Annotated in this window: 11 protein-coding genes; 9 read left to right on the top strand and 2 right to left on the bottom strand. The window is 31.0% G+C overall.

The window, feature by feature from the left end:
* Positions 1-313 precede the first annotated feature (313 nt).
* The 4 genes from fabG (at position 314) to IRZ83_RS00815 (ending at position 5,213) form a co-directional block, all read left to right on the top strand.
* On the top strand, positions 314-1,060 hold the full coding sequence (fabG, locus tag IRZ83_RS00830; protein ID WP_029270199.1) for a 3-oxoacyl-[acyl-carrier-protein] reductase: 747 nt from the start codon (positions 314-316) through the stop codon (positions 1,058-1,060).
* Between the two features lie 129 nt (positions 1,061-1,189).
* Entirely contained in the window at positions 1,190-3,217 is a 2,028-nt protein-coding gene (locus IRZ83_RS00825) for a hypothetical protein (protein ID WP_194566164.1), read from the top strand.
* A 60-nt stretch (positions 3,218-3,277) separates the two neighbouring features.
* Positions 3,278-4,174, top strand: coding sequence for a LysR family transcriptional regulator (locus IRZ83_RS00820; RefSeq protein WP_194566162.1), 897 nt, complete (start codon positions 3,278-3,280; stop codon positions 4,172-4,174).
* Positions 4,175-4,247: 73 nt separating this feature from the next.
* Positions 4,248-5,213: a YeiH family protein gene (locus tag IRZ83_RS00815; RefSeq protein WP_194566160.1), complete on the top strand. Its 966-nt coding sequence runs from the start codon at positions 4,248-4,250 to the stop codon at positions 5,211-5,213.
* 49 nt (positions 5,214-5,262) lie between these two features.
* On the opposite strand, the gene IRZ83_RS00810 is transcribed toward IRZ83_RS00815, so the two are convergent.
* Positions 5,263-6,216: a hypothetical protein gene (locus IRZ83_RS00810; protein WP_194566158.1), complete on the bottom strand. Its 954-nt coding sequence runs from the start codon at positions 6,214-6,216 to the stop codon at positions 5,263-5,265.
* A gap of 171 nt (positions 6,217-6,387) precedes the next feature.
* On the opposite strand from IRZ83_RS00810, the gene IRZ83_RS00805 reads away from it, so the two are divergent.
* Positions 6,388-7,389: a zinc dependent phospholipase C family protein gene (locus tag IRZ83_RS00805; RefSeq protein WP_194566156.1), complete on the top strand. Its 1,002-nt coding sequence runs from the start codon at positions 6,388-6,390 to the stop codon at positions 7,387-7,389.
* A gap of 129 nt (positions 7,390-7,518) precedes the next feature.
* Here IRZ83_RS00805 and IRZ83_RS00800 read toward each other — a convergent pair whose 3' ends face one another.
* The gene (locus IRZ83_RS00800) at positions 7,519-9,609 is read right to left on the bottom strand and encodes an LTA synthase family protein (protein WP_194566154.1); all 2,091 of its coding nucleotides are present in this window, start codon (positions 9,607-9,609) and stop codon (positions 7,519-7,521) included.
* A gap of 203 nt (positions 9,610-9,812) precedes the next feature.
* Between IRZ83_RS00800 and IRZ83_RS00795 the strand changes: the two genes are divergently transcribed.
* The 4 genes from IRZ83_RS00795 (at position 9,813) to hisD (ending at position 14,396) form a co-directional block, all read left to right on the top strand.
* Positions 9,813-10,478: a response regulator transcription factor gene (locus IRZ83_RS00795; RefSeq protein WP_029270212.1), complete on the top strand. Its 666-nt coding sequence runs from the start codon at positions 9,813-9,815 to the stop codon at positions 10,476-10,478.
* Positions 10,479-11,879, top strand: coding sequence for a sensor histidine kinase (locus tag IRZ83_RS00790; protein ID WP_194566152.1), 1,401 nt, complete (start codon positions 10,479-10,481; stop codon positions 11,877-11,879). It abuts the gene before it with no gap.
* A 307-nt stretch (positions 11,880-12,186) separates the two neighbouring features.
* The gene (gene hisG, locus IRZ83_RS00785) at positions 12,187-13,044 is read left to right on the top strand and encodes an ATP phosphoribosyltransferase (RefSeq protein ID WP_194566150.1); all 858 of its coding nucleotides are present in this window, start codon (positions 12,187-12,189) and stop codon (positions 13,042-13,044) included.
* 68 nt (positions 13,045-13,112) lie between these two features.
* A complete protein-coding gene (hisD, locus tag IRZ83_RS00780; protein ID WP_194566148.1) occupies positions 13,113-14,396 on the top strand; it encodes a histidinol dehydrogenase in 1,284 nt (427 codons plus the stop codon).
* Positions 14,397-14,490 lie beyond the last annotated feature (94 nt).

The following is a 14,490-nucleotide window of genomic DNA, read 5'->3' as shown; positions in this document are numbered from 1 at the left end:
AGTAATTTTATTGGTTTTCTTTTTCACAACAAAGCAAAATCATATCTAAAAATTTAGTTTTATTTTTATTTTGAAGAAGGAGCAACTCAATTTTTGGGTTGCTTTTTTGATTATGGATACTTTATAATAGTATTAATCTTTGCAATGTTGAAAGGTTATTGCAATTGTTATTTTTTTAAAAAGGGAATTATCATATATTTGACAAGTCATTATTAGCGCTGATAGAAGTAAATTTTTTTTTGTGTTTATTTAGAATATAAAAGGGAATAACGGATAACAGAAAAGCTACAAATAATTAAAATTAATTTTGAATATGAAATTACTAGAAGGAAAAGTTGCCATTATTACAGGCGCTAGTCGTGGAATTGGAAAAGGAATTGCTGAAGTTTTTGCTAAACACGGTGCAAATGTTGCTTTTACATACAGTTCATCTGTAGAATCAGCTCAGGCTTTAGAAGCTGAATTGAACGGTTTAGGAATTAAAGCAAAGGGTTACCAATCGAATGCAGCCGATTTTAATGAAGCACAAACTTTTGTTGATGCTGTTTTAGCTGATTTTGGAACAGTTGATATCTTAATAAACAACGCCGGAATTACAAAAGATAATTTATTAATGCGTATGTCTGAAGCTGATTTTGATTTAGTTATTGATGTAAATCTAAAGTCAGTTTTTAATATGACAAAAGCAATTCAAAAAACCTTTTTGAAACAACGTGCTGGCTCTATCATTAATATTAGTTCTGTAGTAGGAGTTTCAGGAAATGCTGGACAAACAAATTATGCAGCTTCTAAAGCTGGTGCAATTGGTTTTACAAAATCTGTAGCTCTTGAATTAGGCTCTCGTAATATTCGCTGCAACGCAATTGCTCCTGGATTTATTGAAACAGAAATGACTGCAAAATTACCTGAAGATGTAGTAAAAGGATGGAGAGAAGGTATTCCGTTGAAACGTGGTGGAACTACTGAAGATGTTGCAAATGCTTGTCTTTTCTTAGCTTCAGATTTAAGTGCATACGTTACCGGACAAGTTCTTAATGTTTGTGGAGGAATGCTTACTTAAGGCCCTGAGGTTCTAAGTTACAAAGGTTCAAAAGTTTTAGTATTTAGTTTTTTCTCTGACGCTAAAATAAAAAATGAACACTGCTAGTCATGAATAATTGACTTTTTTAAATCTGAATACTAAATAAATATGACTACAAACACGATTCTATTATTATTGCTTTCTTTAGTAATAGCTGTTGGTCTGTCGTATTTTCAATATTTTTTCAAAGCCAAAAGCAAATCAAATGTGATTTGGCTTTTGGCTTTTTTACGTTTTCTAGCCATTTTTGCATTATTGGTTTTATTGATAAATCCGATAATGACCAAAAATTCGCTGGAAATAACAAAAACACCGCTTGCAATTGCGGTTGACAACTCCAGTTCGATTACAGCTTTAAAATCAGATAAAACGGTTTCCGATTTATATCAGAAATTAATATCAAATCCTGCTCTTAAAGAAAAATTCGAAATTCAGTCGTATCAATTTGATGCAGATTTTAAACCTTCTTCTACATTTGATTTTAAAGGAAAACAAACCAATCTTGATGAAGTTGCCAAGAATCTAAAAAGCATCAATAAAAATCTGATTTTCCCGACAGTTATAATTACTGATGGAAATCAAACTACAGGAAACGATTATGTATATCGTTTTGATCCTGTCAATAAAGTTTATCCTTTGGTTGTAGGAGATACAACTACGTTTTTTGATTTAAAAATCAATCAGCTTAATGTAAATAAATACGCATTTCATAAAAATAAATTTCCTGTAGAAGTTTTTCTGCAATATGCTGGAGATAAAACTGCAAACGCAGATTTTACAATTTCACAAGGAAATTCTGTTGTTGCAAGAGAGAAAGTTTCTTTTTCGCCATCAAAAAAAACGGCAACTATAAATTTACTTTTGCCTGCTGATAAAGTAGGTTTGCAAATTTTTAAAGCTGCTATTTCATCAAATGCAAAAGAGAAAAACAGCTATAATAATATCAAGAATTTTGCTGTAGAAGTGATTGATCAAAAGTCAACAATTGCTATCGTTTCTTCAATTAATCATCCAGATATTGCATCATTAAAACGTTCGATTGAAGTTAATGCACAGCGTAAAGTGATTTTGGTTAAACCAAATGAAATTAATCAGTTGCAAGATATTTCAGTTTTGGTTTTATATCAGCCAACAACTGCTTTTAAAGCTATTTTTGATAATAATAAATTAGCAGGAACAAATACCTTTATTATTACTGGAAACAACACCGATTTTAATTTTTTAAACCAACAGCAGCATAATTTGGTTTTTAAAATGAGCGGACAAAGAGAAGATTATTTATCTGAATTTCAATCGCAGTTTAATTTGTTTGCAATCGAAAATATTGGTTTTGAAAATTTTCCGCCTTTGCAGAATTTATTCGGAACTGTTACTACGAACGGAAATGTATCAGTTTTGCTTTCTTCTAAAATTAGAAACGTTGCAACAAATGCGCCTTTGCTGGCTTTCGCCGAAAATCAAGGCAAGCGAACTGCATTTCTTTTAGGTGAAAACAGCTGGAAATGGCGTTTGCAAAGTCATATTGACAATCAATCTTTTGAAAAGTATGATGTTTTTATTGATAAGATCATTCAATATTTAGCTTCATCAACGACCAGAAAATCACTAGTTGTTACGCATGAGAGTTTTTATAATTCTGGAGAAGCTATTGTAATTAATGCACAGTATTTTAATAAAAATTATGAGTTCGACGAAAAAGCGAGGCTTACAATTACAGTTACAAATGCTGCAACAAAACAAACTAAAAATTATGATCTATTAAAAGGAAATAATTCTTTCTCAGCCAATCTTGATGGATTAACAGCTGGAAAATATAATTTTTCTGTAAAAGAGCTAAATACAAACACCTCTTATTCAAGTCATTTTGAAATTTTAGATTTTGATATCGAAAAACAATTCGTAAATCCTGATGTTACCAAACTGAAACAATTGGCCTTGCAAACGAACGGAAAAGCGTTCTTCGAAAATCAAACAGATAATTTGATTAATACTCTTTTAGAAAATAAGGAATATAAATCAATCGAAAAAAATGTTTCAACAAAAACTCCTTTAATTGATTGGGTTTGGTTATTGATTTTGATTGCTTCTTTATTAACGATTGAATGGTTTGTTAGAAAGTATAATGGACTACTTTAAAAGTTTCTAAGGTATTTTTTAACTTGAAACTTTAAACTTGAAACAAAACGAGACAAAAAAATGGATTTCAGGCTAAAAGTATTTTACACCGTTGCGCTCCGCCTTAACTTTACTAAAGCGGCAACAGAATTATACATTTCACAGCCAGCGGTATCTAAGCACATTCAAGAACTTGAAGAAACTTATAAAACCAAACTTTTTGAACGAAATGGTTCTAAAATCGCGTTAACTCCAGCTGGAGAAATTCTCTTAAAACACACCAAAAATATTTTCGAAATTTACAGAGAAATTGATTTTGATATGAGTTCTTTCCTAAACGAACGTCAAGGTTTATTGAGATTGGGAGCAAGTACAACAATTTCGCAATATATTATTTCTCCTGTTTTGGCCCGCTTTCATCAAAAACAAAAAGATATTAAAGTCAATTTGCTAAATGGAAATACAGAGCAAATTGAAAACGCTTTAATCAATAAAGAAATCGAAATTGGAATTGTCGAAGGTCAATCTAAAAATCAATCCATAAAATATATTCCGTTTTTAAAAGACGAATTGGTTTTAGTCTGCAATACTAAAAATGCTTTCGTTAGGCAAAATAAAATTTCATTAGAAGACTTAAAATCAATGAAATTTATAACCCGAGAACGAGGTTCTGGAACACTTGAAGTTATAGAATATGCTCTGAAAAATCTTGGAGTTAAATTTACGGATCTAAAAATTGAAATGCAATTAGGAAGTACAGAAAGCATAAAATCATATTTGTTAAATTCAGATTGTTTTGCTTTTATGTCAATACACGCGGTAAGTAATGAACTGAAAAATAATGAATTAATTGTTTTAGATGTTGAAACACTCGCAATTGAAAGATATTTTTATATTATTACTTTAATCGGTAAATCAGATTCTTTGTCTGAATTATTTATTCAAAACTTATCTGATTACTATAATTTGAAGTTATAGTCAATTGTATTTTACGATTGGCAATTTAAGTATAAAGAGCAGACCTTTGTAAGGAAATATAAAATTCCTTATTTTGAAAACGAATCAAAATTCAGTATCCCAATTATTCGAAGTTAACCTCTATTTGCAACAGTCAATTTTTGCAGTAATAATTCTTTTATGTTTATTTTCAATTGTCAGTCCGCCAATTGCTTTATTATTTGGTGTTTTAATGGTAAATATTTTCGGAAATCCATTTGTTGCATTCAATCATACAGCAATCACTTTCTTACTTCAATTCTCTGTAGTTGGATTAGGATTTGGAATGAATGCTGCAAGTGCATTTTCAGCTGGAAAAGAAGGCTTTGTATTGACTATATTTTCTATTTTTAGCACTTTGCTATTAGGTACATTTTTAGGAAAATGGTTGAAAACCGATAAAAAAACATCTCATTTAATCTCTTGTGGAACCGCAATTTGTGGAGGAAGCGCTATTGCCGCGATTTCTCCAGTAATTAAATCAAATGAAAATCAGACTTCTATAGCATTAGGAGTGATTTTTATATTAAATTCAATTGCTTTATTTGTGTTCCCATTTATCGGTCATCAGCTTGATTTGTCGCAGAAAGAATTTGGTTTATGGTGCGCCGTTGCGATTCACGATACGAGTTCTGTAGTTGGTGCTGCCAACAAATACGGTGCTGAATCTTTGGAGATTGCAACTACTGTAAAACTCGCAAGAGCGTTATGGATTATTCCGATTTCACTTATAACAGCAGTAGTTTTTAAAAACAAAAATTCTAAAATCAAAATTCCATACTTTATTGCTTTGTTCATTATTGCAATGCTTTTTAATACTTTCGTGCCGGCAACAGCAGTTTTTGCACCATACCTAGTAAATATTGCCAAAATAGGATTAACAGTTACGTTGTTTTTAATTGGTGCAACTTTAAATATAAACACTTTAAAATCAGTAGGAGTGAAGCCTTTATTGCAAGGAATTTTCCTGTGGATTTTTATTGCTGTTTTGGCCTTGGCAACAATTATATGGCTTAATTAGTTTCTAAACTATAGAATCTATATAATTATATGTTAAAAAATAAAAACTGCTATTTTACTTTAGAAAACTTCACAATTGGTTTGTCAATCATCTTGTAAGATTTTCCTTTGAATGAAAACCGCCTTTCTATTTCAAAATTAAATTGCTTCTTTGTCTTTGTCATTGCTATAATTTCATCTGGAAAGTTAACTTCGAATTCGTCATTGGCCTGAGCAACCTTATTAAACGAACCATTTGTTTTAATGATAATATCTCTAAAATGCTTTTTAATATTATCATTTACAACTGTATAAGAGCTCGACCATGATGTGCTTTCAACATTTGTAAGCTGATAATTATTAACTTCCAAGATTGGCTGGTATTTGCCGTCAAATCCGGCAATAAGATAAAGATATCCTTCGAAAGGACCGCCACCGCCGCCATTAACGTGCAATATTGTAAACCCATACTGATCTTCGCCGATTTGTAAAAGCTTTGGAGTAGGACATTGTGCAAATGCGCCAAAAGCAGCTACTGCAGGCTGAAAAGATCTCATTTCCCAGACCTTTCCATTTTTAGCGAATTTAGCCAAGCCTAATAAGCCACCAGAAAAGCGGCTTGTTTGCAAACCATCTTCATCATAAACGGAATGGTTGAATGCCAGTACTTTAAATTCATTTCCTTTAGAATCTGAATAATCAATATTCGCAAGAATTCTTGTTGCCACACCATTTGTGTACGGAAACATTTGATCACCCTCTTCGCTATTTACATCAGTAAAAGCGTTTGGTTTACATGTTTTACAATTCCAGCTCACAAATGTATTATGATCAGAAAGATTATATAGTTTGCCTGGAAAAAGCTTCTGCATTGTTTTTACAGCGTCCAAAGGATCATTTATTTGTAACGTTCTTTTGGTATTTAAGATGGTATCTTTTACATTTTTTAATTGTACAATGTCATCTTGTGCTGTACATAAAGAGGTGAAAATCAAAAAAATAATACATGAAGTGATTAGGCGCATATTATAAAGTTTAAATAAAATATAAACGAATTTACAAAGAAACTTTTAATATGAGAGAATATTAATAATAAGGTTAAAAATCTAAAATAAATTAAATTAACACAATCTTAATTGGTATCCTTTTAAATTACCTTTAAATAAAATAAATTTGCACCAAAATAAAAATTGCAAATGAAAAACTTTAAAATGAAGCCAAAACTAATCGCTTTTGTTGTGTTAGGAATTGGATTTTTGACATTGTCGTGGGGAATCGTTGGACACGAACGTATTAATAAAGCTGCCGTTATGGCTTTGCCTCAACCGCTACAACTATTCTTTTATAATCACATCGATTTTATTACACAAGAAGCATCTGTACCAGATATTCGCAAATATGCTTTAAAATACAAAGATGAAAATCCGAGACATTATATTGATTTGGAAAATTTTGCTGGTCCAATTGACAGTTTGCCTAAGACACTAGAAGAAGTAAATAAAAAATACGATGCTAAATTTCTAAATGATAATGGTGTTTTGCCTTGGTTTATCGAAGATATTATGGCAAAATTGACTAAAGCTTTTAAAGACAAAAACAGAGCAGAAATTTTATTTCTTGCTGCAGATTTAGGACATTATGTTGGGGACGCACACATGCCGTTGCATACTTCTGCAAATCATGACGGACAATTAAGCGATCAAAAAGGGATTCACTCTCTTTGGGAAAGCAGATTACCAGAATTGTTTGCTAAAAACTATAAATTGAATGTTCCAGAAGCGCATTATTACGAAGATGTTCATAAAGCAACTTGGGACTTAATTAAAGATACACACAGTCTAGTAAATCCGCTTTTAGATGTAGATAAAAAGCTGAGAACTTCGACTCCTGAAAATCAAGTTTTTGTTGTTGATGCTGATGGAAAAGTAGTTAAAAATAAATACAATTCGGCTAAATTCTCTGATGAATATGCAGCTAAATTGCATAAAGAATTAAACGGAATGGTAGAAACTCAAATGAAAAAAGCGATCACTGCTACAGCAAGCTTTTGGTATACTGCTTGGGTAAATGCCGGAAAACCAGACTTGAGCGATTTAGATGCTCCGGAGATTACAAAACGTAACAGCAAAGCTTTAAAACAAGATATTAAATCGTTTCAAAAAGGAGATCTTTTTGGAATGCAGAATCAGAATGACTAACAAAAGAGTATTCAGTCTCAATGTTTAGTTTACAGATTAAAAAAGCCTCAAATTCATATTGAATTTGAGGCTTTTTTAGTAATGTTCGATAATTTGAAATTTTGATTTCTGAATTAGAATTTTAGTACTTTACTTTTGGTATTTCTTATATTTCAGCATATCTGATGCCGTTTGGTAAAATGAAATCGTTTCGTTGATTAAGTCTTTTCGCTCTGTTTTTAAGCATTTTTCATTGTAATCAATTTGAAATTCTGGAGCAATTCCTGGTTTTGAATCTAGCGTCAAACTAAACTGTTTAACTTGTTGCTTTGGTGATAAAATTGTAAGTACATTGTCTTTTATCAATCCTAAATCTTGATAAGTTGCAATAAAAGCTCTCGGTTTATAATCACTTTTAAAAACATCTTGGCCAAAGAACTTGCTTTCATAATTAAAATGAAGCAAACCAAAAAGAGTTGGCATTAAATCAATCTGTGACATTAATTTATTGAATTTTGCAGGTTTTTCATTTGGTCTGTAGATAAAGCCTGGAATTCTGTATTTATCGAGCGGAAGTTCTGTTTTGCCAGCGCTTGAAGCACAATGATCGGCAACGATTACAAAAACTGTATTTTTAAACCATGGCTGTTTTTTTGCCATTTCGAAGAATTTTCGAAGTGCATAATCCGTATATTTTACACCACCGTCGCGTGATTTAATATCTCCAGGAATATCAATTTTATTGTTTGGATATGTAAAAGGCCTGTGATTACTAACAGTCATAATGTGATTAAAGAAAGGTTTGTTTTCTTTTGCTTCTGTATTCATGACTTTTATGGCTTTGTTGTACATATCTTCATCACAAACACCCCAAACGTTTGAAAACGTAATTTCTTCTGGAGAAAAACTCGATTTGTCTACAATCTGGTAACCATTTCCTGAATAGAAGTCTTGCATATTATCGAAGAATGCATCACCACCATACATAAATTTAACATTGTAGCCTTTCTGTTTAAAAATGGCTCCCGTAGAAAATTTATTTTTATTGTCTTCTCTTTTTACAACGCTTTCGCCTGCAGTTGGCGGTAAGCATAATGTTACAGCTTCAAGTCCGCGGACTGTTCTGTTTCCTGCCGCATACAAATTAGTAAACTGTAAACTTTTTTGGGCTAAACTATCTAAGAAAGGAGTTATATTTTGTTGATTTCCATACGATTTCATGAATTCAGCACTATAACTTTCTATAGTAATTAAAACAACATTTTTATGATTCTCTAGCGAGTCTCCCGTAATATTTCTGAAGGTATTTTGTCCAGATATATCAGGAAATTGCTGTTTAAGAATAGCATATGCTTCTTTGTTAGGAAGCGTCTTGTAGAATTTGAAATAATCTAATTTATTATTTTGAAAAGCTAAATAAAACTTGTACAATCCATTAGATTGCAGTTCGTTAACAAAAACATTTTTAGAATTTTCAGTTTTAGATAGAGTTGGAATTGCGATTATTGAAATTAAAAATAAACCAAGATAAATGACTGTTATTTTTATTTTTTCGCTTAACGTTGGAATGTCGCTTATATAATTTTTAGAGTTTTTTAAAATAAAATAAGTAACAATTCCAGTTACTAAAAATAGGGCAGAAAATAAAGGAATTACAGGATAAGACTGCATAATGTTTCCGATAACTTCATTGGTGTATATCAAGTAATTAACGGCTATAAAATTGTATTTTACACCAAATTCATTCCAAAAGAAGTATTCACTCAAGCCATTCTGAAGAATCAGCAAAACATATAAAAAAATCACAAAAGCAAAGAGCCAAAACCTGATTTTGTCTCTCAATTTTGGAAGAAAAAGCAACAAGGCAAAAAGAGCCATTTTAATTCCGATAAAAATTAAGACAATTCTTGGCAAAGCACCTCCGTATTCGTCGAAAATACTTTTTCCTGAAGCTATATAAATAAATACAATCGCAAAAAAGCCAAGAATAATATATCCTGAAGGCTTGCTGTATTTAGAATTTGAAATAAAAATTAAATATAACCATAGAAAAACACTGGCTACAATAAAGACAAAAAAATCTGAGATCAATCCTAAACTAAATATTTTCAGGCTCTCAAGAATTGTAAATGAAGTTTGAGTTATGGGGTGAAAAAACAAAACAATTCGCAATATAAAACTAACAACAAAATAAAATAAAGCAAGATTGTAAAAAGGAGAAAACTTTTTGTAAAATGTCATGGAATTTATTTTTTACAAAATTAATTCCGATAAATTAGTTCTAGATGAAGTTATGCTTTTACCTTGCTTAGTGTTAACTTAAAGTTTACTTAAGATGACATTTGTTGTTGTATTCCGATGATTTTAAGGATTTTCTGAATATTAAAATATTTATCTTTGACCAATTCAAAGTAAAGAAGTAAATAATCTTAATAAAAATATACATGCATATTTTAATAGTTGAAGATGAATTGGGAATTATTCAATTTTTGAAGCAAGGCCTTGAAGAAGAAGGTTATGAAGTTGCAACGGCAATTGATGGCTCGAAAGGTTTTGAATTGATTCAGAATCAGAAATTTGATTTGATTTTATTAGATTGGATGCTTCCGAAAATTAATGGTTTAGATTTATGCAAAGCCATTAGAATTAAAGATCAAAAAACGCCAATTATCTTTTTGACTGCAAAAGATACAGTTCAGGAAACTATTGAAGGATTAAAGGCCGGAGCGAATGATTATATAAAGAAACCTTTTAGTTTTGAAGAATTGGTTGAACGTATTAAAATTCACTTTAGAAATAAGACAGACACTGAAAATTTAACTCTCGGAACTATAAAAATTGATTTATCAAAGCATATTATTTTTAAGAATGAAGAAGAAGTAAATCTTACACAGCGAGAATTTGAGTTGTTGACTTATTTAGTTAAAAATAAAGGAAAAGTTTGTACAAGAAATCAGATTTTAAAAGATGTTTGGGAAATTAATTTTGAATATGATACTGGCGTAATTGATGTTTTTATGAATGCTATTCGAAAAAAACTCAATTTAAAAATTGAAGAAGATTATATTAAAACAATTCGCGGTATTGGTTATATCGCAAACGACTTATAGATGGCACAGCTTTCGTTTAAAAACAGAATCGCATTAAATTATATTATTACCACTGGTTTGCTGATTTTAGTGGCTTTTTCGGTTATTTATTTTATTGTAAAACATACTGTTTATAGTCATGTAGATGAAAATATCAATGTTGAAATTCAGAACCACTTAAAGGAAATTAAAGTCGAAAAAGGCAAAATAATCCTAATTGATAAAGAAGAATGGAATGAGCGCGAACACAATACAGTTGATGTAAATCCTGTTTTTGTAGAGTTTTTAGATTTGAATAAAAATATTATCGAAAAAGCGCCGAATCTCAAAACACAAATACTTGAATTTAAAGATTCTGTTGAAGATTATGAGTTATTCGACACCAAACTGGGAAATAATGCCATAAGACAAATTCAGGTTCCGCTTCATGTCGAAGAGAAAAAAATAGGTTATATTATAGTAGCAATGTCATTGGCAGATTCTACAATGGTTCTTAATAATTTATTCGAAATAATGTGCTTGTCTTTTCTGGCTATTTTATTATTCTTGTTTTTTATCGCCAGATTTTTTGCAGGAAGAAGTATAAAACCGATAAATGCAATTATAAATACTTCTAAAATTATAACCAAAGACAATCTCAAAATCCGAATACCGCTGCCCAAAACAAGAGACGAATTATACATACTTTCTAAAACGATAAATAATTTATTAAATCGAATTGAAGACGCGATTGAGCGTGAAAAACAATTTACTTCTGATGCCTCGCATGAACTAAGAACACCTTTAACTGTAATTAAAGGTACGCTTGAAGTTTTGATTCGTAAAGAACGTGACAGCAAGGAATATGAGCAAAAAATTAATTACTGTATTAATGAAGTTGACCATTTGAATATGCTGGTTGATCAACTTCTTTTGATGGCTCGTTTTGAAAATCAGAAAAAAAATATAATCCCAGAATCAGTGTACTTGAATTCCTTAATTTTAGATGTTTTGACATTGAATTCAGAAAAAATTCATGCCAAAAAAATCAATATTAAATTCAATGCTGAAGAGGATTATTATATAGAATCTGATCATTTTTTAGTAATTACAATTCTGAGAAATATCATTTCTAATGCAGCTAAGTATACGAATGCCGGCGGCGAAGTTGTAATTTTGCTTTCGAAACAAAATGAAAAAATAATTTGTGAAATTTCAGACAATGGAATTGGCATTGAGAAAGGAGATTTAGAAGCTATTTTTAATCCGTTTTTCAGGTCAAATTCTACAGATCATCCAGAAATTAAAGGAACAGGATTAGGTTTGTCAATTGTAAAAAGAATTACTGAACTACTGCATATAAAGTTTAAAATAGAAAGCGAAATAGGAATTGGAACAACTGTAACCTTAAGTTTTAACGAAAAAATGAAAACGCTATCATAAGTAAAAAGTACTTAATAAAATCAATACTTAGATTTTTTTTTAACAATAAACTATCATTAAGTTAAATTAAATATTGTGTTTTTATGAAATTAACTATTATATTTGCAACCGAATCAAAGAATAAAAATAAACCCAACAATGATTTCTAATCAATTACATCATCATCATTTTCATTATTGCTCTCAAGCGATGTGTTAATGGTATGCATGTAAATCATCATATTTTAAAACCCGTTTGAGTACATCAAACGGGTTTTTTTATACCAATTCTTTGTACTCAGACTATTATTCAACAAAAAACTAAAAAAATGAGTACATTAAAAATTGCAATTCAAAAATCAGGTCGTTTAAACGAAGACAGCATTCAGATTCTTAGAGACTGCGGTATTTCGATCAATAACGGAAATGACCAGCTAAAAGCAGAAGCTTCTAATTTTCCTCTTGAAGTGTTGTATTTGAGAAATTCAGATATTCCTCAATATTTAATTGATGGTGTTGTAGATCTTGCGATTGTAGGCGATAATCTGCTAGCAGAAAAAGGAAAACAAATAGAAGTCGTTCAGAAATTAGGATTTTCAAAATGTAAGGTTTCTGTAGCTGTTCCTAAAACTTTCGAATATAACTCAATTCAAGATTTAGCCGGTTTGCGAATTGCTACGTCTTATCCCAATACAGTTAACGAATATTTTAATTCTTTCGGATTATCTGTTGATATTCACCAAATTTCAGGGTCTGTAGAAATTGCGCCAAATATTGGTCTTGCCGATGCCATCGTAGATATTGTTTCTAGCGGAAGCACTTTATTCAAAAATAATTTAAGAGAAGTAGAAGTGATCTTGAAAAGCGAAGCTGTCTTAGCAGTTTCTCCAAAAGTTTCTCCAGAAATTCAAAAACACATTGATACTCTAAAATTCAGAATTCAAGCAGTTTTAAGAGCCCGAAATTCAAAATACATTTTGATGAATGTGCCAAACGATAAAATTGAAACAATTGGAAAAATTTTACCCGTTTTAAGAAGCTTAACTGTTTTGCCATTGGCAGAGCCTGGGTGGAGCAGTGTTCATTCAGTGATCGATAAAGATACTTTTTGGGATGTAATTGATCAATTAAAAGAAGCTGGAGCCGAAGGAATTTTAGTTTGCCCAATTGAAAAAATGGTTCTTTAAAAGCTTTAAGCTTTTGCCAAAGAAATTAAAGATAATTCAAAAAGCTTATAGCATAAAGCATAAAAAAAATGAATAAAATAGACAATCCAAAACCAGAAACCTGGTCAGAAATATTAAAAAGACCAACCAAAACGATCGATGATATAGAGGTTACGGTTAAAGAAATTTTTAAAGAAGTTCAGAAAAAAGGAGATGAAGCTGTAGCAAAATACACTTCTATTTTCGATGGAATAGCTTTAGATAATTATGAAGTTACAACTGCAGAAATTGAAGAAGCGATTAGTCTGATTTCAAATGAATTAAAAGAAGCAATTCAATTAGCAAAAGATAATATTTATAAATTTCACAAAGCACAAAAAACAGATAGAATTGAAATTGAAACTATCGAAGGTGTTAATTGCTGGCAGGAAAAAAGACCAATTCAGAAAATTGGTTTATATATTCCGGGCGGAACCGCGCCTCTTTTTTCTACGGTCTTAATGCTAGCTGTGCCAGCTGAAATTGCAGGTTGCAAAGAAATTGTATTATGTTCGCCACCAGATAAAAGTGGAAAAATAAATCCTGCAATTTTGTACGCGGCAAATTTATGCGGTGTTACGAAAATATTAAAAGTTGGTGGCATTCAGGCAATTGCCGGAATGACCTTCGGGACACAATCTATTCCAAAAGTGTTTAAAATATTTGGCCCTGGAAATCAGTTTGTAACAGTGGCAAAACAGTTGGCAACGCAGTTTGGCGTTGCAATCGATATGCCTGCAGGTCCATCAGAATTATTAATTGTGGCAGATGAGACTGCAGTTCCCGCATTTGTTGCTTCCGATTTATTGTCTCAGGCAGAACACGGAACAGATAGTCAGGTTATTTTGGTTTCTACTTCAAAAAAACTGATCAATGATGTTGAAAAAGAAATCCAATCTCAGGTTGAAGTTCTTCCAAGAAAAGCAATAGCTGTAAAAGCAATCGAAAATTCGAAATTGATTTTTGTTGAAAGTGATCAGATTGCATTAGATTTAATCAATGAATACGGGCCGGAACACTTTATTATCTGCTCTGAATATGATGATTTTTATTGTAACGGAATTGTAAACGCAGGTTCAGTTTTTATCGGAAATTATACTCCTGAAAGTGCAGGGGATTATGCTTCAGGAACCAATCATACATTGCCTACAAACGGATACGCAAAGAATTACAGCGGAGTAAATCTGGATAGTTTTATGAAAGCGATGACGTTCCAGAAAATATCTGAAAAAGGAATTCAAAACATAGGAAAAGCTATTGAAATTATGGCTGAAGCCGAAGGTTTGCAGGCTCATAAAAATGCGGTTACTTTAAGATTGAAGAGTTTAGAATAGAGAGAATAGAAGCAAGAGAATAGAAGAAAGAGCAAGAGTCAAGATTTTCACAAATTCTTTTATCTTGGTTCTAGCTTCTTAAAAATAAAGAAAA

The sequence above is a fragment of the Flavobacterium sp. JLP genome, assembly GCF_015350755.1.
Lineage (GTDB): Bacteria > Bacteroidota > Bacteroidia > Flavobacteriales > Flavobacteriaceae > Flavobacterium.
This window is presented reverse-complemented; position numbering and strand designations above follow the sequence as displayed.